This is a genomic window from Winslowiella toletana (assembly GCF_032164335.1).
GTDB classification, from domain to species: domain Bacteria; phylum Pseudomonadota; class Gammaproteobacteria; order Enterobacterales; family Enterobacteriaceae; genus Erwinia; species Erwinia toletana_A.
This window is the reverse complement of record NZ_CP134152.1, coordinates 628,387-653,481: the sequence shown is the minus strand read 5'-3', so window position 1 is coordinate 653,481 and position 25,095 is coordinate 628,387. Positions and strand designations below refer to the sequence as shown.

The 25,095-nt window shown below is 52.7% G+C and carries 16 protein-coding genes and 6 pseudogenes; 7 read left to right on the top strand and 15 right to left on the bottom strand.

The features are described 5' to 3' along the window. Positions 1-168: 168 nt before the first annotated feature. Complete coding sequence (locus RIN69_RS03040) at positions 169-1,095, top strand: peptidoglycan-binding protein (RefSeq protein WP_313855474.1); 927 nt, start codon at positions 169-171, stop codon at positions 1,093-1,095. Continuing rightward, positions 1,092-1,535, top strand: coding sequence for a lysozyme inhibitor LprI family protein (locus RIN69_RS03035; protein ID WP_313855473.1), 444 nt, complete (start codon positions 1,092-1,094; stop codon positions 1,533-1,535). The genes RIN69_RS03040 and RIN69_RS03035 overlap by 4 nt, the downstream gene beginning before the upstream one ends. Before the next feature lie 256 nt (positions 1,536-1,791). Here RIN69_RS03035 and RIN69_RS03030 read toward each other — a convergent pair whose 3' ends face one another. From RIN69_RS03030 to RIN69_RS22895, 3 genes and pseudogenes are all read right to left on the bottom strand, one after another. After that, a complete protein-coding gene (locus RIN69_RS03030) occupies positions 1,792-2,466 on the bottom strand; it encodes a hypothetical protein (protein WP_313855472.1) in 675 nt (224 codons plus the stop codon). A 1,325-nt stretch (positions 2,467-3,791) separates the two neighbouring features. After that, complete coding sequence (locus RIN69_RS03020) at positions 3,792-4,091, bottom strand: hypothetical protein (protein WP_313855471.1); 300 nt, start codon at positions 4,089-4,091, stop codon at positions 3,792-3,794. Positions 4,092-4,612: 521 nt separating this feature from the next. Then, positions 4,613-4,877, bottom strand: a pseudogene (locus tag RIN69_RS22895) (VENN motif pre-toxin domain-containing protein); the annotation flags it as partial. Between the two features lie 548 nt (positions 4,878-5,425). Here RIN69_RS22895 and RIN69_RS03010 point away from each other — a divergent pair. Continuing rightward, positions 5,426-5,585: pseudogene (locus tag RIN69_RS03010) on the top strand (SymE family type I addiction module toxin). A 101-nt stretch (positions 5,586-5,686) separates the two neighbouring features. On the opposite strand, the gene RIN69_RS03005 reads toward RIN69_RS03010, so the two are convergent. Both RIN69_RS03005 and RIN69_RS03000 read right to left on the bottom strand, forming a co-directional pair. After that, the gene (locus RIN69_RS03005) at positions 5,687-6,187 is read right to left on the bottom strand and encodes an immunity 42 family protein (RefSeq protein WP_313855469.1); all 501 of its coding nucleotides are present in this window, start codon (positions 6,185-6,187) and stop codon (positions 5,687-5,689) included. 10 nt (positions 6,188-6,197) lie between these two features. Then, on the bottom strand, positions 6,198-6,851 hold the full coding sequence (locus RIN69_RS03000; RefSeq protein WP_313855468.1) for a hypothetical protein: 654 nt from the start codon (positions 6,849-6,851) through the stop codon (positions 6,198-6,200). 1,064 nt (positions 6,852-7,915) lie between these two features. Between RIN69_RS03000 and RIN69_RS02995 the strand changes: the two genes are divergently transcribed. Further along, the gene (locus tag RIN69_RS02995) at positions 7,916-8,053 is read left to right on the top strand and encodes a SymE family type I addiction module toxin (RefSeq protein ID WP_313855467.1); all 138 of its coding nucleotides are present in this window, start codon (positions 7,916-7,918) and stop codon (positions 8,051-8,053) included. A 38-nt stretch (positions 8,054-8,091) separates the two neighbouring features. Here the strand turns inward: RIN69_RS02995 and RIN69_RS02990 are convergent, their stop codons facing one another. The 3 genes from RIN69_RS02990 to RIN69_RS02980 all read right to left on the bottom strand — a co-directional run bounded on the left by RIN69_RS02990 (position 8,092) and on the right by RIN69_RS02980 (position 9,627). After that, positions 8,092-8,394, bottom strand: a complete 303-nt coding sequence (locus RIN69_RS02990; RefSeq protein ID WP_313855466.1) for a hypothetical protein — start codon at positions 8,392-8,394, stop codon at positions 8,092-8,094. Beyond that, complete coding sequence (locus RIN69_RS02985) at positions 8,391-9,242, bottom strand: VENN motif pre-toxin domain-containing protein (RefSeq protein WP_313855464.1); 852 nt, start codon at positions 9,240-9,242, stop codon at positions 8,391-8,393. The genes RIN69_RS02990 and RIN69_RS02985 overlap by 4 nt, the downstream gene beginning before the upstream one ends. Positions 9,243-9,423: 181 nt before the next feature. Continuing rightward, the gene (locus tag RIN69_RS02980) at positions 9,424-9,627 is read right to left on the bottom strand and encodes a hypothetical protein (protein ID WP_313855463.1); all 204 of its coding nucleotides are present in this window, start codon (positions 9,625-9,627) and stop codon (positions 9,424-9,426) included. Positions 9,628-9,677: 50 nt separating this feature from the next. On the opposite strand from RIN69_RS02980, the pseudogene RIN69_RS02975 reads away from it, so the two are divergent. Together RIN69_RS02975 and RIN69_RS02970 are read left to right on the top strand one after the other, a co-directional pair. Next, positions 9,678-9,926 (top strand): annotated as a pseudogene (locus RIN69_RS02975) (transcriptional regulator); the annotation flags it as partial. A 71-nt stretch (positions 9,927-9,997) separates the two neighbouring features. Beyond that, positions 9,998-10,210: a SymE family type I addiction module toxin gene (locus RIN69_RS02970; protein ID WP_313855462.1), complete on the top strand. Its 213-nt coding sequence runs from the start codon at positions 9,998-10,000 to the stop codon at positions 10,208-10,210. 50 nt (positions 10,211-10,260) lie between these two features. Here RIN69_RS02970 and RIN69_RS02965 read toward each other — a convergent pair whose 3' ends face one another. The 5 genes and pseudogenes from RIN69_RS02965 to RIN69_RS02945 form a co-directional block, all read right to left on the bottom strand. After that, on the bottom strand, positions 10,261-10,605 hold the full coding sequence (locus RIN69_RS02965; RefSeq protein WP_313855461.1) for a zinc ABC transporter substrate-binding protein: 345 nt from the start codon (positions 10,603-10,605) through the stop codon (positions 10,261-10,263). A 7-nt stretch (positions 10,606-10,612) separates the two neighbouring features. After that, a pseudogene (locus RIN69_RS02960) lies at positions 10,613-11,419 on the bottom strand (hemagglutinin repeat-containing protein); the annotation flags it as partial. Positions 11,420-11,568: 149 nt separating this feature from the next. After that, the gene (locus tag RIN69_RS02955) at positions 11,569-11,724 is read right to left on the bottom strand and encodes a hypothetical protein (RefSeq protein ID WP_313855456.1); all 156 of its coding nucleotides are present in this window, start codon (positions 11,722-11,724) and stop codon (positions 11,569-11,571) included. A 510-nt stretch (positions 11,725-12,234) separates the two neighbouring features. Continuing rightward, positions 12,235-13,296: pseudogene (gene xerC / locus RIN69_RS02950) on the bottom strand (site-specific tyrosine recombinase XerC). Between the two features lie 29 nt (positions 13,297-13,325). Continuing rightward, positions 13,326-13,988, bottom strand: a pseudogene (locus RIN69_RS02945) (DNA primase); the annotation flags it as partial. 115 nt (positions 13,989-14,103) lie between these two features. Between RIN69_RS02945 and RIN69_RS02940 the strand changes: the two are divergent. Next, positions 14,104-14,316: a SymE family type I addiction module toxin gene (locus tag RIN69_RS02940; RefSeq protein ID WP_313855454.1), complete on the top strand. Its 213-nt coding sequence runs from the start codon at positions 14,104-14,106 to the stop codon at positions 14,314-14,316. A 50-nt stretch (positions 14,317-14,366) separates the two neighbouring features. Here RIN69_RS02940 and RIN69_RS02935 read toward each other — a convergent pair whose 3' ends face one another. Continuing rightward, positions 14,367-14,669, bottom strand: coding sequence for a hypothetical protein (locus RIN69_RS02935; protein WP_313855451.1), 303 nt, complete (start codon positions 14,667-14,669; stop codon positions 14,367-14,369). Further along, on the bottom strand, positions 14,656-25,056 hold the full coding sequence (locus RIN69_RS02930) for a hemagglutinin repeat-containing protein (RefSeq protein ID WP_313855449.1): 10,401 nt from the start codon (positions 25,054-25,056) through the stop codon (positions 14,656-14,658). Before RIN69_RS02930 ends, RIN69_RS02935 begins: the two co-directional genes overlap by 14 nt. Positions 25,057-25,095 lie beyond the last annotated feature (39 nt).

Genomic DNA, 25,095 nt, shown 5'->3' with positions numbered 1-25,095 from the left:
TATTTATCCTCAGAAAGACATTAATCATTACCCTCACAATATAATTCAACAAATTATTAATAGTATGATTTTTATTTTCATATTAATAATTATATTAATATATCCGTCTTGCAGATAAAAAAGAAGTTAAAGGAAAACGCGATTACCGGGTACAGAAAAGGAGTTCTGATGAATCAAAAGCGCTATCACGATCCGATGGTGTTACAGCCGGATTCACTGTTTAGTTCAGTGGGAAACTGCGGCACTAACCAGCCGGAAGAGGTAAAAAAACTCCAGCGAATGATAATGAACGCTGGCTATCAGCAGGCAACCGGCCGCGAACTGGAGATAAACGGCAAATGCGCACAGGATACGACGGAAGCGCTGGTCTGGTATCAGCGGCTATTGAACCTGTCACCCAGCGGACTGGTTGGCCCTACCGACAGCTGGTTTATCGCCGCATTAAAAGAGATGTCTCCCCACTGGCGGCCACGGCAGCAGAATGGCCCGCTGCATGTGCGCGAGGGGCAAATAACCTTTGATGCCGAAGGGCATGACTATCTCACGGTGGTTGAGCCATTCCGGCCACATCGCACTCCCTATTTCTCTCGGGTACTGCACTGGCCGGGGTACAGTTCAGGCGTTACGCTGGGCCGAGGCTATGATATGGGTAGCCGCAGTCGTGGAGAAGTCTATTCGACGTTACGGCAGGCGGGCCTCGAGGAGTTTAAAGCAGTTATCTGCTCCAAAGCCGCCGGATTAAAAGGTCATCAGGCCGGTCAGTTTGTGCAGGTCTATGGCCCGATGGTGGGAGAGATTAGCCATCAGCAACAGATAAGGTTGTTTGAGATTGCTTACAGAATTAAACGAGATGAGACCGAAAGATCTTATTTAAGGAACACAAAAAATCAGCACGAAGCAATCCCCTGGCACTCATTGAATCAAAAAATTCGTGATGTTCTTGTAGATATATATTATCAAGGCACTACTGAAGCTGAAAGCTTATGTCTGTCTGCAATGGATAATGATGAAAGTAAGCTAATTGCACACATTAGCGCTAATGCTCATTACATGACATTTGAATCAAGTCGAAACAGAATCAGGTACCTGAAATGAAAAAAAAAACCATCCTATTTTTCACCTTAATCATTTTTCCATCAATTTCTCTGTCCATCACTTCTCTAATGGATGGAAGCGAAAAAAATGCATGCTATGCAGATGTAGACGATCGTCATAAAGGTGAAAACTGCATTGAATTACAATGGAAAAAAAGTAATAAAGAAGTAGACCATATCTTTAATAAAAAACTATCCTCTATAATTAGCGATCCTAATCTTATGGATCCATTTAATAGTAAAAGTGAAGAAACAAAAGGGAGTGTGTTTCAAAAAGAGCTATTGAAATCTCACAAAGCCTGGAAAGAATATAAAAAAGTGTTATGCCTGACGGTCGCATCTCAGGTTGGTGAGGAAGGCTTTGATTATCAGCCTACTATTGAGCAGTGCGAAATAAACATGAACAACCGTCGTATTGAGGAGATTAATCTTATGAACTAATTACTATTATCTCGGTAACTATACCACCGGATTAAAAACAGAGATCTTGATGAGTCAGGAGTGCTGTTACGTTTTAATGATGTGTAGAAAATTCTGAATGCGGTATCAACTTAAGTGCAGGAACAGGAATTTGGAATATGAAAGAGTATTTTAGCTTAGACGAATGGTGCCTTAGCAACATAGTAATAATTGAGATTTATAAAACCCCACTTAATACAGTGGGATTTTAAATCTGTTTAAGATGATAATTTAATACTTATTTTTTAAGTAATCGAGGGAGCTGATTATTCAACTCCAGCAGACAACTATCCATATACTTTTGTGTTTCTACGGTCACTTTTTTATAATTTTCCACATGCCACTCACTTAATTTTGCCTCTATTGGTGCAGGAGTACATCCAGCCAGTATGAATTTTGAGAACAAACTTCCGTCTTCAGGACGTTTATAAAATATTACTTTATATTTAAGCTGATAGTCAGGATCAGATGCTGCTGCATCTTTGAATATCAAAGCCCAAGTGGCATAGCCAATATAAAGCGGCTCCTTATAAACATACCCGTTGGCATTATCTGACAACCACTGACTGATATTTTCTTTAGCCTTTGGCACAAAATAATCATTGGTCGGATTTTTTAAGGACTCAATACTGGTCCCTTTATAGTTATCTTTATCAAAGCTGCGACTATCGAAACTCCCGGTCAGCACTGATAAAACCGCCAGGCTTTTTTGCATGGTATTATGAGCCGTTGTGACCTCTCGCAACCGATGGTCAGCATAAAGATTATTATTTAGCTCAGGCATAGCAGACAAACTAATAATATCGACAGAACTGCCATTAGCTGCTTTAACCGCCTCAGGCTTAATGTTGCCAGAGCAGCCTGATAAGAAAACCACTGATGTCAATGCGCTTATTATTATTTTTGTTTTCATTCTTCCTCTCCTTGAGAATGCGTTATCTTCTTAATATTAATTTTCATGATGGAAACTCTTAACACCATGAAAACTTTCACTACACCATGATGTTTTACATAACATAATGATGGGTATTAAATAGAACAGTAACTATGATGCCTGACAAGTAAAAACAAGATTATACAACAATGCATTGGAATGTATTAATATATGAATCATTACATTATGAACACAGTCTCTTCAATAGGCACAGGTAATTGTTTTGCCCCCCCTAAACAGTACTAAACTTTAATATGAATATAATAAATATATCTTAAAATATTATTAAAAGGTGAAATCTTTAATATTAACTTATTGATTATAAGAAGTTATACAGTATGTTGAAACAGCATTAAATGCTGAACAGTTTATTGCTAATAAACTGTTGTTAAAAAAATAGAATATCATTTCTAAGCAGCTTGTTATAATATCAATTGTATCAGGCCCCTGGAGTTGAAGACAAGGTTTTTTCACACGCTAAAGGGACATAGCTGAAGAAAAACATCTCACTAAAATGCGATTAGAAGGTATTTAAAGGACACAAAAGTAAAACGTTTAGCCAGATAATCGGGCATTTAAATTTTTATTGTGAAAAGGATGTGAATTTTATTGTCATTTAATACTATCAGCATAATCACAGCCATCAGAGGAATCAGTGACATTTCATCTTCAGTTAGCATCAACATGCTTCCTTTTATTATCTTTATGTCGATAAACATTTCCTAACATCTCAATCCATTTAGCTTTTGCAAATAACTCCGGCCCATGATTCGCGCATCAATAATGCCATAATACAGAAGAGATTTTTTCCACAGCGTGAAAAATTCTAAAATTTTATTTATCACCCAGGTGCAGGGCCAACAGGTGAGCATTACCGCCGAACGCGGCCAACTAATTGTCCGCACCGCGCCCGCCACGTAGGGGAACTGTAAACATCACCTTTACCCCTCAACCGATCCCGGAACTGACGCTGGCAAGCGCTACGTTGGCCAGGCTCGGATTTACTGCTGGCACCCCGTTATAACTGATAATCCAGCATCGCATCCTTTGGATCACCACCGTCACCGACGAAGCCACCAGGGAAGCACTGTGCGAAACCAGTCAAGACCGGCAAGATTTGGGCGCGTACTGGGTAAAAGATAACGGCGAGGTGATTATCGGTGGCGACCAGCTCACTGAGTCCGAGATCACCAACGTGGCTCAACAGGAACTCACCGCCGCACCCGGTGTGATCCGATTGCGGCGGCGAGAAGGGGAGTTTTTTAGGGCATGACAAAGCTCCCGACCAAGTGGCCGGGAGCTTTTCAGTTTTTTATTGTGAAAGAGATATAGATGTTATCGCCCTTTAATTTGTTTAAATGCTCTTTAGCATAATTGCAGCTATCAGAGGAATCAGCCAAATTACAGTGCCAGTCAGCATAAAAATTATTCATCTTATTATCTTCATGCTGATAAACGTCTCCCCCAAGTACAATCCACTTAGCTTCAAAAAATAACTCCAGAGCCTGATTCGCTACAGACATCGGCAGAACTGCATCATTAAGCCCGTTATCTATAAGGCTTTTCCCACAACGTGCATATAATTCTAATATTTTATTTATCATTTCCCAAACCACTCCCATTTATTATTTAGGTACAAAGAGGCGATGATTTATGGCACCACTTGGTTCACGGATATATTCGAATACACCTTCTTTCCCGCGATAACTGCCAGATATCTCTAGCTTAAGACGCTCCACACCATCCCCCCCTGTAATTACTGATATTTTTCCCAGTTCAGCATAACCATCTACTGATTCTGGGAACCAATGGAAGTCCCCAGAAGAAGCTTGTTGTTTGACTTTATCTGTGTACGCCGTCCCCTTGAAAAAATCACCTGCACTAATAGGACTATTTTTATCAGATGACTCAGAGATATAACCAGTACTAGTATTATCTGTCGGTTTAGGATTGATGAATATTCCATCATTTTTTCCTGGCTGGATTTCAGGAGATATAGTGATAAGGGGACTATTCTTATCTGTCTGATTTGGCGTAACTAGCGCAGTTCCCTTATTCACATCCTGCACAGGATTTTCCAGCTTGCCTAAACTCTCAGTACCCGCCTGTTGATTGCCACCGGTATGCGAAGGAGCATATTTATCCTGAAGCGAACTGAGATATTTTCCGGTGATCTCGTCGTTGCCCATCATTTTCAGGGTAACAAGCTGATCCAGTTCATCGGAGGTCATCTTGTCCGCAATATCCTTGATTGCGGCACCTGCCAACCCGGCGATACCTGCTTTTGCTCCGATCTCCAGCAGTTGCTCTGCAACCTTGCTACGACATGGGGCAGCGATGGCACAACCTTCCGCAACAACCTTCAGGAAGTTATTCTCAACAACAACTTTATCCAGTGCGGAGTCCGTCGTCTCTCGACATTTTTCCTAGTGCACTCAGCAGATTACAACCATCTTTTCCCTGTACATTTTGGCCCGGGCAACCTTTTTCCCAGACGCGCTTTTTCAGCCCGTTACGCCATTTTCCCCGACGCTGTTAAAGAGCAACCAACGCACCCATCATAACAGCGCTTTTTACCCATGCCACGTCCGCTTTCGGGGTTTGTGACGGTGGCCAGGCAGTGGGCAGCGTCTTTTTGCTGCCCACTGCCTGGACGCCTGCCGAGTGTGGACTGGCGAGGCCCACTAGTGACGGAACGGTATCCGGGAGCGCAGGAGGTTGAGGGAACGCACGATGTACATGCCAGCACCGAACCGGGAGGCGTTGGCTGCGGAGCCGGTAAGGAGTGACGCGCTGCTTCACCGCGTGGCACGACCCGGCGCAGACAGACCACGCCTGGGCGGGCATCAACGCGTTTAGCGGAGGCCCTTTGGGCCGACCTCTGCTTTGGGGTTGGCCGCGTGTTTGCACCCAACCCAACTAGTTAGGAGTAGTTGATATGGCTGAGCAACCTCATAAGTCAGAACCCGCCCCCTCAAGTCCGCAAGAGCATTGTGGGCTACCGCACCAACGGCGGCAGGCCCCACCTACTGCCACAGCTTACCCTCAAGGGCCGCTGGCTGGAGCCGCTGGGATTCACCATCGGGCAGAAGCTCTAAGTCCTCACCGAGCCGGGTCAGTTGATCATCCGACTGGCAGCAGAAGCATAACTATCTGACTTATAAATTTAAATCCCGGCATCAAGGCCGGGATTTTACTTCTATATAGCTTCTTGATTAGGAAGTTTGTCGAGCACGCTGTTGACAGTTCCTTTCTTTAAAATAGTTTTTTTAGCAGCGCTGCCATAATCTGAACTATATACCAAACACTCTTCATCGTTATCTTTAGGATAATAAAATAGATAAAAGCCGGCGTCTGATATCTCAAGAGGGCTTAAAAACACACCTAATGCTCCAGAAGCAGGTAGTTCCAGATCATCAGGATCACCATTAAGAAGTATTCCATGTGAATGAGCCAACTGTGTTATCAGCTCAGAAGCACTTCCTGATAAAGCTAATCCGATACTCTTGCAGCTATTTATTTCTTGCTGACTATCTTTTAAATAATTCATAGCCATGTGTAACGTATAGTTTGATCCTTTCGATGGATATATTTCATCCTCGATAAAAAAACCAAAAAGTCCGTACTTCCAGTAATTATCTTCTGTTTTTTCCAAAAGCTCATAAAAAACAGCAAATTCAAAAGGTTGTCCAAAGATCATTTCTTAGCCTTTAATTCTTTGATTTCTTTATTAAAACTACCAAGCTCTTTGTTATCAAAAGCATTTTACCATCACCAGTGCTGCCGCTCCAATGATAAGTACCAGAGCCATCTTTGCTAGTGTTAAAGAATCGATAAATATTTCCATCACTATCAACTGATAGTCTTATCTTGGGATCTTTTGTAGCAATCGAATTCTCGAAGAGCACTAAAGAATTCTTTGGTTCTACACCTGCACTAGGTCTAGAACCAGGCGCACCTGGTGTATGTTTAGGATTTGATTCAATTTTAAATCCATTATTTGCAACTGTTGCTGCGGGGATTGGCAATCTATTATCTGCTTTACCCAGGCCACCTGTAACAGCAGCCATCGTTGCACCAGCCAGTATTTCGGCTTTCTGACTATCTAGGCCATACAAGGTCTGAAGCTGTTGAGCAAATTCAGTGCTGTTGACTATTCCTGACTCATCCATCTGCTGTAACAGCAAGACCGATAAATCAATCTTCATTGCCCAAGGAATATCTTCGCCGAGCGCTCTGTCAATCGCTTCATGAACCAGCATACTGTTAGCCGGGATATCACCGTATTTCTCTTTACAGGCCGCTGCATCCGAAGCACAAGTAACAATTAACTCATTACGCTGCTTCAGGCTCAGATCTTCCATTTCCTTCACGATCTGACCACAGTCACCGCGAGCTTCACACCCTTTCGCTCTCGCCGCAAAATCATCTATCTGAGCAGCACTCAGGAAGTTATTCTCAACAACAATTCACCCTGACGTGAACCTCTGTATCGAACCCGCTTTTCCTCAGTCCACTCAACAGCTTACAACCACTTTTTGGCAGTGCTTTTTGATGGCCGGACGACGATGCACCGACGCGCTTTTTCGGCCTGTAATGCCGTTTCCCCCTGACGATGTTAAAGAGCAACCATAACAACCGCAGCAGTATACCGGCGGCGTCACCGCCGGTTAGCCCTTGATTTTGTTTTGTGACCACCATCATTACCCGAACCTGTTGTGGGGCCGCTGCTTGCTGCGGCTCCGCGACAGGTTGAACGGGCGCGGGCTGGCGAGGCCCGCAGGTTGCACTGCTGCCAGATCGGGTTTTGCTTTTGCATGACCACACTGAACCGGGCCGGGTGGCGTTGGCTGGCCGGCACGGGAACGAGCAACGCAGTGCGAGCCGTGACGGACAGACCCACGCAGGCGGGCATTAATCCTTAAGCGGAGGCCGCAGGCCGACCACCTTTTATGCTGTTTGCTGAACACAACGAAGAGGATGAAGTTGCCACCGGAGCCGCCAGGGACGGCGGCGACTGCGATGTGAAGGTGAGAACAGGACCAGAAAGACGCACGGACTCAGATGCTGATACCGGCGGCGAGCCGCCCACCACTGCCAGGTTTTACGCGCAGCGCCCGTACCTGAACGGCGACGCCATAACGTTTGTTACGCGTTACGGGACGCCACGACGGCCCGTTTCGCCTAATGCAACGTTATGTTGAATGACGACAGACCAGCAACGCAACTGGCAGAGAACGGCTGAGTTTAACGCTGGACTGGCGGCATTTACCGCCGGGAGCACTGAAGGTGGGCGAGGCAGTCAACCGCCACGGACGGCGGTTGTCTGTCGGGCACGGACTCAGCCATGCCGAAAGGAACGAGCTAACCACAGCGCCGTTATAAAGTCGGTTATGTCAGCGTTCGCCATCAGGATAGCAGAACGTGCATGACCACCTATTACAACCGCCACCCCAGCCTGCATCTTAAGGGCGACTGGTTAAAAGAGGCAGGGTTTGGGACGGATACGCCGGTTACCGTGGCCGTTGAGCACGGACAACTGGTGATCCGGCTTGCGACTGAGTGACAAAAAAGATCCCGGCAATTTTGCCGGGATCTCTAAGGTTATTTGCTTAATAGTTCATTCAGATGCCTCAGAGCATCAAGTAAATCAGGATCATCTGGAGAAATAGATTCATTTCTGAACAAAGCAACAGCATATATTTGCTCTAATACGAACCAATATTCATGGAAATCGTTTTTCCACTGAATATCTACCGACTGTAGACAAAATAATAAATCTTCTAAATTATCAATCAGTTTTTTAAGAGTAATTTTCTCTGATTCAAAAAGGGACAATGTTTCTTTCATCAGAGAGACCTGGCGCTCATCGTACTCGCTAATATTCATATCTGACAGTAATCTCATTGTTTTATCCTTCCAAAGTCGACAGTTACGACTGTGCCAGTTTTGGTATCAGCAATAACGGTTATATTGTTCTTACTGTCATAATAAGCTGTTGTACCGGGTCGTTTACCTTGTATCGCATTTTCTGCTCGTATTGCATTTTCCACAGTAGTAGGCGTTATACCCTGCTTCTGCATACGGTCTAATGAGTGCCCAGAGTAGTCACGATTTCCTATCATTACTGGCTTATTCTGACCATCTATAATGTTGAGCGGATTACCTTTTGAGCCAGTGGCCGTTTTTGCGGAGATCTCATTACTAGCTTTATTAATCAGCTTAAATGCCTCAGCCACATCCCCTTTCTTCAGCGCTGTTTCAGCCGCTTTGATGACCTTACCTGCCGCATCACCTGCGCCAGGAATTATACCGATTGCAGCGGCAAGATAATCAAGAGCCGACTGCGCCTCCGCAAAGCTTTTGATATCACCTAAAACGGGTACGAAGTCAGCGCCCAGTGACCCCATCTCTTTCAGCGCTTCACGCCGCTCCGTATACATTTTCACCGAGCAGGCTTCAGCACTCATGCCGCCGCAGTTTGCCTTCTTATAACGCTCGTTTTCAGCCTCAACGTGCTCACCGGCCTTCTGCTCCGGCGTCTTGCCTTCAGACTGCGCCTGTGCAATATCACTCAGCGCATTATTCTCAACCGTAGTCTTACCCGCCTGCGCTGCCACCACCGTATCAGTACTGCTGTCACCAATCAACCCGCCCGCAAGCCCTGCTGCCAGCGTAGCCAGAGCACTGACCGTCTGCTTCTCGGTTTCGCTCAGCTCACTGACCGGTTTACCGTAGGCGTTGACCGCAATCATGCCGATCATTTCTGACGTTGCCGCTCCCGAAGCACTGACCAGCGCATTATTTCCCTGCGCCGCCGCCAGCGTCGTGTTGACCGCAGCATGCGCCATTATCTTCCCTGGACCATCCAGATTACTGCTGCCGATAATATTGGCAATATAAGGCGCTGAACCGCCCGCCAGCGCCTTCGCGATATCACCCCTGCACCACGGCTGTCACCGCCTGGATTGCCTGTTGTACCCTGCCGCCCATGCCAAAACCGCTATCTGTAAACGCCTGGTTATAAAAAGTCTGATAGGCCTGTTCGCTGATTTGCTCTGCCGTCGGTATTTTATCCGGATTCGCCTTCCGCCAGTCATCTTCAGCCGCTTTCAGCTGATCCGCCGTCACGCCTTTCATCTTCTCTTTGGCGGCTTTGGTCGCCGCTAACTCGCACTGCGTCCGCGCAGATTGCCCAACAGACGATGGCGCATTATGAAGGTGGGCGACTCAAGGCTTCTGCCTCACTGCTGCCGCAACTGGCACAGATCCTGAACCTGTCGCTGGATGAGCTGCTGGGGCTGCCGACCAGACGTACAGCGAAGCGTGGCCCGGCGTCACGGCTGGAGCAGCAGATCGATACGATCCGGCAGATGCCGATGACAAAGCAGAAGTTTGTTTCTGAGATACTGGATAACGTGATTGGTAAAACGGAGTAGTTAGCAGACGCGGAACTGAGGTGCTCGAACACCCCAGCCCGCTGACCACAAGCAACTTACAAGGAGTTGATATGGCTGAGCAACATCATAAGTCAGAACCCGCCACACCCCAAGCCCGCAAGAGCATTGTCGGCTACCGCCCCAACGGCGGCAGGCCCAACCCGCTCCCTCAGCTCACCCTCAAGGGCCGTTGGCTGGGATCGCTGGGATTCACCACCGGCCAGAAGATCGAAGTGATCACCGAGCCAGGGCAGTTGATTATCAGGCTGACGGAAGATACATAACCGACTGACCTGTAAAGTAAAAACCCCAGCCATAAGGGCTGGGGTTTTTATCAAGGACCTTGCCATAACAACTTAGGTTTTAAACTATCAGGCACCATTTTGAATAAGGCTCTAATATATTCGATGTGTTGGTTATAATTAGGTGATATATCCTCGTTACATTTTTCAAAATAATATTTAGCCTGATTATTTAAGAACCATAAATCATGCTCAACAAATTCCGAAATTAGTAATGTATGCATTATATTATGCACTAATTCAGCTTCAAAATAGCACGATATATCTCGACCTTTATCCTTTTTATCTAACGACTGGACATTCCTGATATAAGGCAAGGAAAGAGATAACATTTTCACATATATCTCATTTTTTTTCATAGGGATAACATTCTCCATAAGGTCCTCACTTCCTTGTCGGCATTGGTTTAGCCCCCGCTGGAGCATTCTTTGTCTGAGTCCATGAGCCGTTTTGTAGTAATTTCTCTATGTAAGATCTATCTCCCGTCTTTTTATATATTTCCTGAGCAGCTACCATTCGATGATTACCTTCCGATATATAATAATTACCCTTGCTATCTATATAGCCAGCAATACGACCTTCAGGTGAAGTAAATCTATAATTTCCTGATGTCATATCATTTTTTATTTGATCTATTTGCTGTGGGTTTCTTAGCCCTACCTGCATGCTTTTTATACCGGTTGATGCGCCACCCTGAATGAGATTTGATACAGTTGTTTTAGCAAGATTGATTAGATCTTTACCCAACACTCCCAGTGAAGCCAATGCTGCTTGGTTTTCTGGGTCTGATGCAAACGCCGCGAACTTCGTCCAGCCAGGGCTGTTTACATCAATATTCGCCAGATCCTGACCGTTCCACTCCTGAACGTAAGCCTTTGCCTCATCGCTGGTCATTACGTCCACGCCAGGGATCTTACCCAGCCAGCTCGGACGCTCTGCCATATCAACACCACTCTGAGCCACTTCCTTATCAACAACCTGTGCTTCAAGTGGGTTATCTATCAGCTTCTGATCGGTTTCAGCACTTTGCTCATCACTGATGTTCTTCCATTTATCAATCACCGACTGGCAATCTCCACCAGAGGCTTTGCACGCCTGCATTTCTTTATCGAATGCGAGGGATTGTGTAGCACTCAGCGCATTATTCTCCACAACAACTTTATCCGGCACGAAGTCTGGCGACGAACCACCTTTTTCCCTGTGCTTTCCGTCAGTTACAGCCGCTTTTTCCTGTCACGTTTCAGCTGCGATAACTTTTTGCCCCGACGCGCCCTTTTCCCCCGCGCACGCTACCGCCCTGCCGTGGCGTCCTGCCTGCACCCGCGCATTTTAACAGCCCTTTACACGCTGTCATTACCGCTTTTCTGCGCGACGGGAGCCGGTTCACAGCTTGCCTGTGGACCGGCGCAGCGTCTGCCGGGCGCGGGCTGGCGAGGCCCGCTGGAGCCGGAACGGCTCCCTGTGGCACGCTGCCCGACCGGGGTTTGATTTTGCATGACCACGCCACATCGGGGCGGGGGCGGAAGCTGGCGAACGGGGAAGGAGCAACAGAGCGAAGCGGCGTGCGACCCCGTGCAGACAGACGCAGCGGGCGGGCATGAAGCCCTTAAGCAGAGGCCGTCAGGCCGACTTCTTTATTGATGTTTGCTGATGACGGGGAAGAGGCTCAGGTGAGGTCTTACAGACGGCTGCGGAGCCTGCGCCGCCAGGGACGGCGGCCGCACCCAAGGTACAACGCGGGGGCGCAAGACATAATGTGTATTATGCGATACGAGCCGCAGAACGCGGCGAAGAGGAGCTATGCAGGCGGACGGCGAGCTTCGCATAATACCCGCACATTATGTTTAATGGTCGGGAAGCGGCCACGCCTGAACGACCATATTGTGCCCGGCCCGGGCTGCTGCACGGCCATTTACCCCCGCGCACACGGAACGCGATGAAGGCAGATCGCCGCAGGGACGCGGCGCTCTGCCGTGCACGTAATAACCCAACTCACAGGGAACCGGCTAACTCAGCGAGCTGTCCGGCGGCTCTGCTGCTGCATCCTGCTCTGAGGTTTCCGGCTCACGCTGCTCTGCCGGATGGGTTGAGGCATGAACCGCCTGTAACGCCCGGATACTCACCTGTGTGTAAATTTGCGTGGACTCAACGCTCCGGTGCCCCAGCATTGCCTGTATCCATCTGAGGTCCGCGCCGTTCTCCAGCATCTGCGTGGCCATCGCGTGCCGGAACAGGTGGCAGCTCCCTTTCTCTATTCCCGCCGTCCGCAGATACGGCACCACCGCGTTGGTGATGCCGTTCGCCGTCAGGCCCGCCACCCCGTCCATCGCCAGGAACAGCGCCTTACAGCCCGGGCTGACCTGGATATCCGGGCGTATCTGGCTGATATAGCATTCCAGCCACCACAGCGCCCGTTCGCCCACCGGGATAACCCGGTCCACCTTTCCCTTGCCCTGTACGATGGTCAGTATGCGCCGTGAGAAGTCCGCGCTGTATATCTCAAGGCTGGCCACTTCACCGCGCCTTATTCCCGTTGACCACAACAGCTCCAGCAGTGCCCGGTCACGCTGGCCCTGCAACGTGCTCAGGCCACACAGGTTTACGATGTCCTCCACCTGTTCCACACTCAGGATGGTGCGCGGCAGGCGCTTCTACAGCCTCGGCAGCTCCAGGTCAGCGGCCGGGTTCGCCAGGATAAGCCCCTGCTTCGCCATCCACGAGAACCACACCTGAAGCGGTTGCAGCGTGGTCCGCTGAGTGCGCGTGCTTAACGGCTCACCGTTGCTCTTGCGATAGTGGTACAGATAACGCTGTTACGTTTCCAGCACCGGGCGCGTCACCTCTGCCGCATGGTACAGGCCCCGTTCAGCCACCCACAGGATAAAGCGGTACTGGTGGTGCGTCTGCACCTTCAGCGTCGTCTCCGACCAGTTCCGCTCACGCCGCCACTTCACGAACCGCAGCAGCAGCGCATACAGACTTTTAGGGTCACTGGCCGGCCCCACCGGCTGGCGGTAGATTTCATCGACAGTGAGCAGACGGTTTGCGGCGGGTTTGCGGTTGGCCATATTGACGCTCCGTTGTCAGGGCTGGCGAGCTAAGAAGAGGATTCAGATAACGAGGGCGAAGGCAGCAGCCCCGTTTTCTTTTTTCCCTTTATTACTGCGTTTTGCACGGACCCGACCGGATTTGCTTCCGACCCCTGTGCTGCCTGGCCTGAAGCCGCTTTTTCATTCCCCGACCCGTCACCGACCGCGCCACGACCGGGGGCCGACTGTTCAGTTTCAGACTCCGACCGGAACGCGCTGCCCTCGTTATTCATCACGATTGCTTCCCCTTCCACCACTTCCAGTAACCCGCACAGGTGCGGCTGGCCATTCTCTTCACCGTCCCATAACAACCCGTATTCATAGGTTAAGCCACGCCGGAACAGTATCAGGTATTCCATTTCCAGCAGCCGCGCCAGGTGTATCTTCAGTTGCGTATCACCCCAGTTCAGCGCCGCCCGCACGTTTCGCCGCGTGAAGCGCAACTCTTCCGGCTTTACCGCCTGCTGCTGCGCGGTGTCCTGCACCCAGCCCTTCAGCAGCACTAACAGCTTCCTTGTCTGCGGCGGCATCTCGTCCAGCGTGCGCCCCAGCACCTCATGCGCCAGCTTATTCGCCAGCGCGATATCCGACGGCTGCACCTCGATATATTCCAGCCATTCTCCGCGATGCTGCACCCGCTTCATGTCCTGCTGGTACTGCTGCATCAAGGCGTTACTGGATGGGATGATTTTGAAGTATCAGGCTAAACAGATTAATGAACACAGTTAAAGCAGGCGGCAACCTGCTTTAACTGCTAACCACAGGCAACTAAAAGGAGTAGTTACTATGGCTGCGCAACATCATAAGTCAGAACACGTTTCAACCAAAGCCCGGCGTTATACCGTGGGCTATATCCGGGATCAGCGGAAGTTTCAGCCGTCTCCGTCGATTACCCTGAAGGGACACTGGATGGCAGATTTTGGCTTTGAGACCGGGCAGAAGATCGAGGTGATCCCGGAAGCAGGACAACTGATCATCAGACTGGCGGGAGAAGAGTAACTGACTGGCATATAAAGTAAAATCCCAGCCGATTGGCTGGGATTTCTTATTTACTTCAACGTATTTAATAACTCATCCATTAGTCCAGAAGCATCGTGTTTATATTCTGATTCCCAACGCGTTTGCCAGTCTGCGGGACGGCCTTCATTCTCCCATTCAGACAGAGCAAGTGCGTTGATAATTTCTAGTTCAAACCATATTTTCTGGTAATTATCTCTATTGTGCTCATTTTCAAATAGCTCATTTAGCCGAGGCAAATCTTCTGCGTAACTGACGAACCTCGCAAAGCTGACGACATCATTTAATGAATTAAGCGCATACTCACAGATATCATTCTTCTCATTTATCGCCATATTTAACCGTGACCACTCTACCAGATTCGTTCGTTACTACGGATACCTTACTCTCAGGATCAAAATGTACTGTTGTTCCGCCTCGACTGGGCGTTGATTTACCATTTTTAATCGTATTTTCGACAACAGAAGGGGTTATTCCTCGATCCTGCATTCTGTCTAAGGCGTGTCCGGAATATTCTCGATTACTGATCGTACCCGGCTGATTCCTTACAGGTTGATAAGATGGGTTACTTGGCTGATTCATCGGATTGCGCTTACTTCCCATTGGAAGAGTGGCAGATACTTCATCACTGGCCTTGTTAATCAGCCTTGATGCTTCAGCCACATTCCCTTTCTTCAGCGCTGTTTCAGCCGCCTTGATGACCTTTCCTGCCGCATCACCTGCGCCAGGGATTATACCGATTGCAGCGGCAAGGTAATCAAGAGCCGACTGTGCTTCCGCAAAACTCTTTATATCACCCACGACAGGCACGAAGTCAGCGCCCAGTGACCCCATCACTTTCAGCGCTTCACGCCGCTCAGTATACATTTTCACCGAGCAGGCTTCAGCACTCATGCCGCCGCAGTTTGCCTTCTTATAACGCTCGTTTTCAGCCTCAACGTGCTCACCGGCCTTCTGCTCCAGCGTCTTGCCTTCAGACTGCGCCTGTGCAATATCACTCAGCGCATTATTCTCAACCGTAGTCTTACCCGCCTGCGCTGCCACCACCGTATCAGCATTACTGTCACCAATCAACCCGCCCGCAAGCCCTGCTGCCAGCGTAGCCAGAGCACTGACCGTCTGCTTCTCGGTTTCGCTCAGCTCACTGACCGGTTTACCGTAGGCGTTGACCGCAATCATGCCGATCATTTCTGCCGTTGCCGCTCCCGAAGCACTGACCAGCGCATTATTTCCCTGCGCCGCCGCCAGCGTCGCGTTGACCGCAGCATGCGCCATTATCTTCCCAGGACCATCCAGATTACTGCTGCCGATAATATTGGCAATATAAGGCGCTGAACCGCCCGCCAGCGCCTTCGCGATATCGCCTCCCGCCAGTCCCTGGATAGCCGCCGTCGCCGCCTGCATTCCCTGCTGTAGTGCGCTGCCCGTGCCGTACTTCTGCATCTCCGCTTTGTAAACATCCGTCTGGCGTAACTGCTCTACGCTCATGTCAGGATGGGCCTTTTTCGCCTCGCTCAGCCCGTTAAGGTCACCCTGCGTCCGCACAATATCCATTGCCTGCATGCCAATTTCACCAATCAGCTGCGCTTCTTTCAGTCGGTTCTGCTCTTTCTCTTTGTCAAAGATCGGGTTAATGCTGCCGTCATTGGCATGGTCGGTATCGCGATTCAGCTCAGCCACGTCCTGCTGCTGGTTGTCCTGGTCGCGGATCACCAGGTTGCCTTCGCTGACAGCGGATTGCGTGCTGCCTGATGCATGTCCACTGTTGTTGGCACCGGACAGCGCGGAACCCGCCAGGTTGGTCAGCAGGTCGCTGCCTACCGGGCCGCCGCTGCTGAATGAACCGCCGCTGTGCTCGGCGCTGAAGTCCGCCTGATTGTGAATATCGCTCCAGCCCAGCGTGCCGGTATCAAGGGTATTTTTATCCTTGTCGGCGGTGCTGGCTATCACCGCACCTTCCAGCTGGGTGTGCTGCTTCACGGTAATATCGTAGCCGCCTTTACCGGCGTACAGCCCGGTCTGGTCGGTGACGCTGTCGTAGTTGCTGTGCAGTTTATCCTTGCTGACGCTCAGGTTTGCCGAACCGCTGCCCGCACCAATCGGGATGCTGAAGCCGCCGCTGACGCTGGTCTGCTTGCTGTCGTAGCGGTCGCTGTCCTGCAGGCTTTGCAGCGTCAGGTCGCGCCCGACATCAGTGGTAATCTGTTCGCCGCTGACCTGCGCGCCCGTCAGCGTGGTGTCGCGGCCACTGTGAAGCGTAACGTTGCCTCCGCTGTCCAGCGTGGTCTCGTTCCAGCTGGTGCCGTCGCCATTCTCACTGCCGCGGCTCGAGTTGGCATTGGCAAATACGCTGAACCCGGAATTTTTACCCAGTCCGATGCTCATGCCGACGTTACCGCCGCTGCTTTTGTTGCTGCCCTCGGTTTTTTGCGTATCAGCCGCCGCAGAGAGCATCAAATCGCGCTGCGCATCAAGCGTGGTATCACCCCCGGCCTTCAGCTGGCTGCCGGTGATGGCGATATCGCCGCTGTTGGCCCCGCCTTTTTTACCGGTAGCCGTGATATTGAGGTTATTGCCCGCGTTCAGCGTCGATCCACTGGAGATCGCCTGTTCCTGTCGCTGGGTTGACGAGGATTTCTGGCTGCCCGCCGACACGCTGATGCTGATACCGCTCATCTCGCTTTTATTGTCGTTGAGGTTCACCGCTTCCTGCGCCTGTGCCGCCTGCACACCGGACAGCACCGCCTTGGTGTTTTGCAACGCGCTGAGTCGGCTGTCACTCTCTTTTCTCGCCTGCTGCGCAGTGCTGACGGCAGTATTAAGTGCGCTGCCCACCGCTCCCGACAGCGCCAGCGTCAGGCCACTCTGTTTCGATTCAAAAGTCTCGACGCGGGTGCGCTGATCGTAGCCGGGATCGATTTGCACGCTGTCGCCACTTAGATTGAGATCTTTACCAGCTACCAGATCGGCACCGCCGATATGCAGCTGGTTGCCCGCCGTAATGCTGACGTTGCCCTGGCTGCTGCCGACCGTGCTGACGCTCTGACTCTGGGTCGTGCCGTTTTCATCAATCTGATGACGGGTCGACTGGCTGCCGATGGTAAAGCCGAGGCCGCCGCCGCCGAGCAGGCCTTTCTTTTTCTTCTCTTCCAGCAGGTAATGATATTCAGTTTCCGTGGCAGCGCTGATATCAACATTGTTGCCCGCCTGCAGCGTGACATCCTGATCGGCGGCAATCGCCGAGCCGCTGACCGTCAGGTCTTTGCCCGCGCTGATACTGACGCTGTTGCCGCTAAGCAGCGATCCTGTCTGGCTGGTTACGCGATCGTCCTTCACCGTATGGGTGCTGCTTTTTTTCAGGAAGCCTTTCTTCTCGGTACGCTCTTCCATAAATAGCGACTCGCGTTCGGTCGCGCTGTTCAGCGTCACGTCCTTCTTCGCCTGCAGTGCAATCTCGCCCTGTTCGCTGTGCAGCGCACTGCCGGTTAAGGTGATATCGCCTTCGCGGGCGGTTACCGAGACGCCGTTCGCTCCGCTAAAGGTGCTGCCCACCGCCTGATCCTGCGAACTCTCCATTTCGCGATGGCTTTTGGTCTTGCCCTTGCGTTTATTTTCACTGTCGAGGTCGAGGCTTTGCTGATGCGCCTCTTTGATGGTCACATCTTTGGCACTGATATCAATACTGCCTTTCGTGCTGTCTACCTGCGCGCCCTCCGCGAGCAGTTTGTTGCCCGCCACCAGCGTCGCACCCTGGTCGCCGCTCAGGGTGCTGAGCCGTAAGCGCTGCTCCTCAAAGCTGTTGCTCACCGAAGAGGTGCTGCTGTTGGCCTCAAGATGGGTTTTATTGGTGGTGGTTTCCGCCAGCAGTTTGATATCGCCGCCCGCCTGCACGCCGAGCTCACCGCCCGCTTTCGCCTGGCTACCCTGCACGGTAATGTCTTTTCCGGCCTTCAGGCTTAGATTGCTACCGGCGCTAAGTTCACTGCCCTGCGCCCGTTGCAGGTCGCCCTGAACCTGCGCCATACGCCAGCCAGCATCTTCTCTGCCGCCACTGGTGCGATTGCCCATCGCGCCTGAGATCACCTCAAGATTTATGCTGTTGCTGCTTTTCGCGCTGGTGATCTCAAGATTGTTGCGCGCACTCAGGCTGAGATTTTGCGTGGCCTCCAGCTTCGCACCTTGCAACAGAAGATTGCTGCCGCTCAGGCTGATATCGTTGGCGCTCATCGTCGCCTGACGCAGCGCATCCTGCAGGTTAGTGCTCAAGGTCAGGCTGTCCGCCTGCACATTGATGCTGTCGGCCTTGATGTCGCCGCCCTGATGCTGGAACTGTTTGGTATCGATACTCAGCGCCTGGTCGGCAAACAGGTTGCCAGCGTTGTTAATGCTGTCTGCAGAAAGCTGCAAATTGCCACCTGCGATCAGTGCGCCGTCAGCGGTCAGGCGCAGCGTGGACTGAGCCAGATAGACTTTCGGTACCCATACCGTCTGCGGGCCGTCGGCCGTCTCCACCGTCTCGCTTACCAACCAGACAATATCCTGTTGCAGCGCCGCAATCTGCTCCGGCGTCAGCGCGACCCCAGGCACCAGGTGGAAGTCCTCTGCCACTTTCGCGCCGTTGTCCATCAGCGTCTGGTACTGCGTCATCGCATCTTCGCCATGCACTGATGCTCTGCCAGTCAGTGACAGAACCTGTTCGCGCACCAGCCGCTGCTCATAGAAGCCATCGCCTAACCGCTTGTGGACCTGCGCCGGGTCATACCCGACCTGCTGCATCAGATAATCACTGCTGATAAATTTGCTGCGGCTGGTAAAGCGCTCGTCGGTCACCACCAGGAACGGGCTGCCGACGGCCGGATGCTGACTGAACAGGCCGTTATTGGGAATCGATGTTGCCACGCTACCCAGATGCTGTTTTTCCGTCAGCGCCTGCTCGGCCGGCAACAGAGGACGAACCGGCGAAGTGGCCGATCCGTCCGCGGCCTGCGATGGCTGGCTGCCCGCAGCCAGTTGGGTGCCATCCTGCGTGATGCCTTGCACGTCGAAAGCCAGCGGGTTACGTTCCCACTCCGCACGCTCCGCCTCTGCCGCTTTCAGCGCGGCCTCGACGCTGCTGATTTGCGCCTGATTAACGGTAGTATTCGTGATCTTCGCCCCACTGATGCTGACATTACCGTTGCCGGTGATGATGCCGTCAATGGTGCTCAGCGCCGTGGTCTCATCGGTGTTAAATACCGGATACCAGTGCACGGTATCGCGATCGTAATGATCGACGATATTTTCCTGTCGCCGTTCGTTGATCGAGTAACCTTTATTCTCAACGTTGCCGCCGCCGTCAATGCTCAGATTGCCATTCGCAGTAATCACGCTGGCGTCATTCAACAGTTGTTCCGTGATGCGCAACACCATATTGCCGCCTGCCAGAATGCGGGCACCGATACCTTCAGACACCAGTTTGTCGCGCGTGACCGTGCCGCTAACGGTACGCTCACGGAAGTTATTGTAATCGGTCACAAAAGGCACGTTAGCGATATCGAGATGCTTCTCGGGATCCCACTGCTCCAGGCTTCCCCAATCGAACTCGCGCCATACGGTATTCTGATAAGGGGTCGGCACGTTCTCCTGGCGGAATCCACGGGTTTCATAGAACGTCATGGCGTAGCTGCCGTCGGCATTCGGCTGCAATGCGAGGTAGTTAACCCACATATCGGTCATCACGCCCAGATTGTTCTTTACCCGAACCTGGGCGCGTTTGCCGCTGGCATCAATCGCCAGCAGCGTGCCGTAACGGTTGCTTTGCGCGGCGGCGTCATCCTGGAATGTCAGCTGCTGGGTAGTCGGTGCCATGGTGCTTTTATCGGGATTGACCGCCATGTCATAAGAGCGCCAGTAGTAGTTGTAGCGCTGCCATTTGTAGTCACTTTGCTCGGCATCGCGTTCAATCTCCAGCCCTTCACGCAGGTTATCCAGTCGGCGCGCTTCCAGCGTGACATCACCATCCGCTTCGATAAAGCTGGCCCGATTCTCAATCAGATCGTTGCTGCTGAGATGCAGACGATCGCCGCTGAACAGCAGAGCGCCGTCGCGGTTGGTCAGGCGCTCGTTGGCCTGCAATTGCAGCGACCCGGTGGCCGCCATCACCGCATCGCGGCCATGGTTATCAATGATGCGGCTCCGCACCGTGATCTCATCGCCCATCAGGGTCGCATCATTGTCGAGGGTATCGACCGCCAGCGTCATGCGGTCGGCTTCCAGCCGTCCGTAATTGAGCAGTTGCCCGGTAGTCAGCTGCACGACCTTGCCCACCAGCGAACCCTGGTTGGTAAAATCGGTGCTGGTGACGGTCAGATTGCCCGGCAGCAGCCAGTTACCCAGATTGGTCAGTACGCCCGCGACCGACAGCGTAACCGCGCTATTACTGCTGAGGGTATCACCGCTGCGCTGGGTATAGTCCTGCTGCACGGCAAGCGTCAGTGCCTGCTGGCTCTGTAACGTACCGTTCTGATTATCGAGGGTGCGGGCGTTAAGGGTCAGCGTGTCGCCACTCTGAATGATCCCGCCCTGATTAAGCAGCGCCAGCGCTGAGGTGGCGGCTGGAATGCTGGCATTAAGGCCAAGTGCGCCATTCGCCAGAATGCGCCCCTGGCGGTTATCGAGGCTGGACAACCCGGAAAACAACAGTGAACCACTGCTTTGCAAACGGCCAGCGGTATTGTCTATCTCGCGGGCGCTGACGGTGGTGCGCGTGGTGCCGAGCAGTAATCCGCCGTCACGGTTATTGAAATGGTCTGCCTGTAGCTCCAGTTCCGCCTGGCTACTGATGGTGCCCTGGCCGCTGTTGTCGAGCTGCTGCGCGTTCAGCTTCATCGCCCGGGTTGAGACCAACTGGCCCGCCTGATTGTTTAACTGGGCAGTATTAAGCGTCAGCGCATCGCCACTGTGCAGCTTGCCCTGCTGATTATTCAGCGTATCAACGCGGTAAACACCGCTGCCCTGACTGATAAAAGTGCCGTTGCTGTTGTCCAGCCGCGCCGTTTGCAGAGTCAGCCCGCCGCCACTACTGACTACGCCCTGAACATTATCGACCTGCCCGGCGGTTATCTGCTGATCGCCATTACTGCGCAGCGCGCCGCCGTTATTATCCAGCAGCCCGATAATCCGCAGCCCAAGCTGCTGCTGGCTGTCGAAGGTGCCGCCGGAATTGAGAAGCGACTGCGCATCAAGCTGCAATCCTGCACCACTTTGTAACTTGCCCTGACGGTTATCCAGCGCCGCGTTTAACGTCAGTCGCATCTGCTGCTGACTGTACAGCAGACCACTCTGACGGTTGTCCAGCGCCTGCGCTCTGAGTGTCAATGCGTCGCCGGACAATAGCTGCCCAGCGGCATTATTCAGCTTACCGGTTGCGGCATCGCCGGTGCTGCCCTGCACGTTCAGACGCTGCTGGGCACTGATTTTGCCCGCGCGGTTGTCAATATCCTGCGCGATGCGCAACACCAGACTGGCAGCCGACTGCAATACGCCTTTGGCGTTATTCAGTATGCTGGCGGTGATTGTCGCATCTTGCTGGCTCTGAACGCTGCCGTTACGATTATCAAAAGTTTTGCTGACGGCGCTCCAGCCACCCTGGCTGCCGATCCAGCCCTGCTGGTTAAAAATGTCCTGCGCCTGTAGTGTCTGCGACAGCTTGCTGAAAATACGGCCGCTGGCGTTATCCAGCGCTCCGGTCAGCTGCATGTCCAGGCTGTCGAGCGAATTAATATTGCCCTGTGCATTGCGCACTGCGGCGGCGCGCAGCACGGTACGGCCATTGCCGGTCAGGGTGCCGCTCTGGTTATCCAGCTCGCCGTTCAGGCCAAGTGAAAGCGCCTGCTGCGCCGTCAGGATCCCGGCCTGATTATTCACATTGCCGGTGCTGTTCAGCGTCAGCCCACCGCCTGACTGCAGTTTGCCGCCGGCATTATTCAGCGTGCCGGTTGTCGCCGTCACCAGACCGCCGCCCTGCGCGGTTCCGTTGCGGTTATCCCAGTTGCCGGTAGTGCGAAGGGATAGCGAGTGACCCGCTTCCAGCAGCCCTTTTGTATTATCCAGCGCCTGTTGCGCCAGCAAGTTCAGGTTTTGTGCGGCAATCACTTTACCCTGCGCGTTATCCAGCTGCTGCGCTGAGATCTCCAGCGATCCGCCGCTGATTTCACCCGCACGGTTGGACAGTGCGCCCGCAGCGTTCAGCGTCAGCTGCTGGCCGGACAGCAGTTTACCCTCGTCATTGCGCACGCTCTGTGCGGCAACCGACAGCTGTTCGTTACCCTGTGCGGTACCGCCACGATTATTAAGCTCGCCGTCGGTGCGGATCGTCAGCCGCTCGCCAGCCGCCAGCAATCCCTGGGCATTATCCAGCGCCTGACGGGCGCTCAGGCTGAGTGACTTCTCGCCTATCACTTTGCCCTGTGCATTGCTCAGGCGCTGCATCTGCAAATCAAGCGTTTCACCGCTGATTTCACCGGCACGGTTCTGCACCGCACCCGTGGTTTTCAGCGTCAGCTGCTGACCTGACAACAGTTTGCCTTCGGCGTTATCGATGCTCTGTGCGCTGACGTTCAGCTGCGTTTCACTTTGTGCCGTGCCGCCACGGTTATTCCACTCGCCGTCGGTGTTAATCGTCAGGCGTCCAACGGCGCCAACCAGACCCTGCTGGTTATCCAACCGCTGGCTCGCCGTCAGGTTCAGATCTCCCTGACTGATCAGCTGACCCTGATTATTATTCAGGCGTTGCGTAGTCAGCTGTAACTGACTGCCGTTAAGCGTACCGGAACGGTTATCAACCGCGCCTCCGGCCTTCAGCGCCAGCTGTTTTCCGGCCAGCAGATTGCCGCTGCCATTGTTAATATCGCCGCGCGTATTAACATTCAGCGCCGACTGACTTTTTACCGTACCGGAGTGGTTATCCATACTGGCCGCATCCAGCGTCAGCTTGCCGTTGCTGCCCAGTTCACCGCTGCTGTTATTCAGCAGGCCGCCGATCTGCCAGTGCTGATCAACGCCATCCAGCGCCACCAGACGACCGCGCTGATTAATCAGCGAGCCGGCATTCAGGCTGAGCTGGCGAGTCTCGATGCCGCCGTCGGTATTATCCAGCGTGCCGCCGAAGCTAAAGCGGCTCTCTCCGGCCCCTACCTGCGACCACGCGGCCTTCTGATTAAACAGATTACGCCCCGCGACATCCCACTGGCTGGCTTTAACCTGCGCCTGCTGTGCATCGACATCGCCTGCGGTATTGATCGCCAGCTTTCCGCTGTCGATTTTCGCCTGACGCAGCGCCACGCCGCCCTGTTTTGCACTGACCGTAGCGCGGCTGGCTGCCAGCTGCGCCTGACTGATATCGACCCGCTGGCCGCTCAGGGTGACGTCCTTCTTACTCAGCAGGCTACCGCTGGCGCGGATATCGCCCTGACTGTTTAGCGTCAGGTTTGATTCACGTACCAGCTGGCTGTTGATATCACTGCCTGCCAGCAGGTGACCACTGCTCTGAATATTGCCAGCGGCAGTCAGTTGAACATCGCCTGCCGCCGCCAGCGTACCGGACTGTTTTATTCCGCCACTGCGACTCTCGACAGACAGCGTGCCGCCGCTGTGCAGCTTGCCGCTGTGCTCAATGTCGTCTCTGGCAGCCAGCCGGATATCACCACCGGCCTGAGTGACCGCCTCCTGAGCGCCAGACTGCCAGATAAGCTTGCCTTCGCTGCTGACCGTCAGCGCTTTATCCGCCTGCAGCTGTCCGCCCTGATTACGCACTCCGACGCCCGCTTCGGTGCCGACCATGCTGATCAGACCGCTGTACATGCCGCCCATCTGTCCCATATCGATCGCCAGCTCGGGTTTGCTGCTATCGCTGGCCAGTGCGTTTACCGTTTTCGCGTCGGCGCTGATGCGGTTACGACCGGCAACTACCGAAACACCCTGTTTCGCCCAGACGCCAGCATTGATCTGCACCGCACGTGCCAAAATATCTACATATTCAGTATCATGACGCGTATCACCGTTAAGGCCGCCGCCTTCAATGCGCACTACGCCGCGCTCAACCTGGTAGCCCGCCAGGCTGCCGTCAGCATTCAGCTGTGGCTTACCGGTGGTCAGCGTCATGCGCCCGGCGTTGATGGTGCCGCAGCCGTTACAGACGATTCCCGCCGGGTTAGCGACAATCACCTGCGCGCGACCACCGGCCACTTCAAGGAAGCCACGCAGCTGGCTGGGATTGTTACTGTTAACTTCGTTAAGGATCACCCGCGCCGGAGCGTTATTCGGATTGAGATTCGGGTTACCCTGGATCATCCCGGCCAGTTGGGTGGACGTCATCACCGCCGAGTTATTGAGGATCGCGCCTTTCTGGCCGACATCAAACTGCTGATAATGGTTATGCGACACGCCGGCCTGGTTGGGTGCGGTGATATTGACCTGCGGCAAGCCATTCTGCGTATTTATCACCTGCGGACGCTGACCCGGCGCGGCAGCGCCGTTCGCCACAATGCCGTCGGCCAGTGCAGGCCCGGCAAACATTGCCAGCGCCAACAGCCATCCGGCACGGCGCAGCGTCACCCACAGTCGCGGCGCAGCGATGCCACGGCTTTGACCCGGTTCGGTACTGCAACTGCGTGCCAGCTCGGAGACCACCCGCAGTTCTCCGTGGGTGCGGCTGAAGATAAGGCGATAGCAATGTTTATTCATGGGTATTATCCGTAATAGAAGGCGGTCGCAACCGCCAGA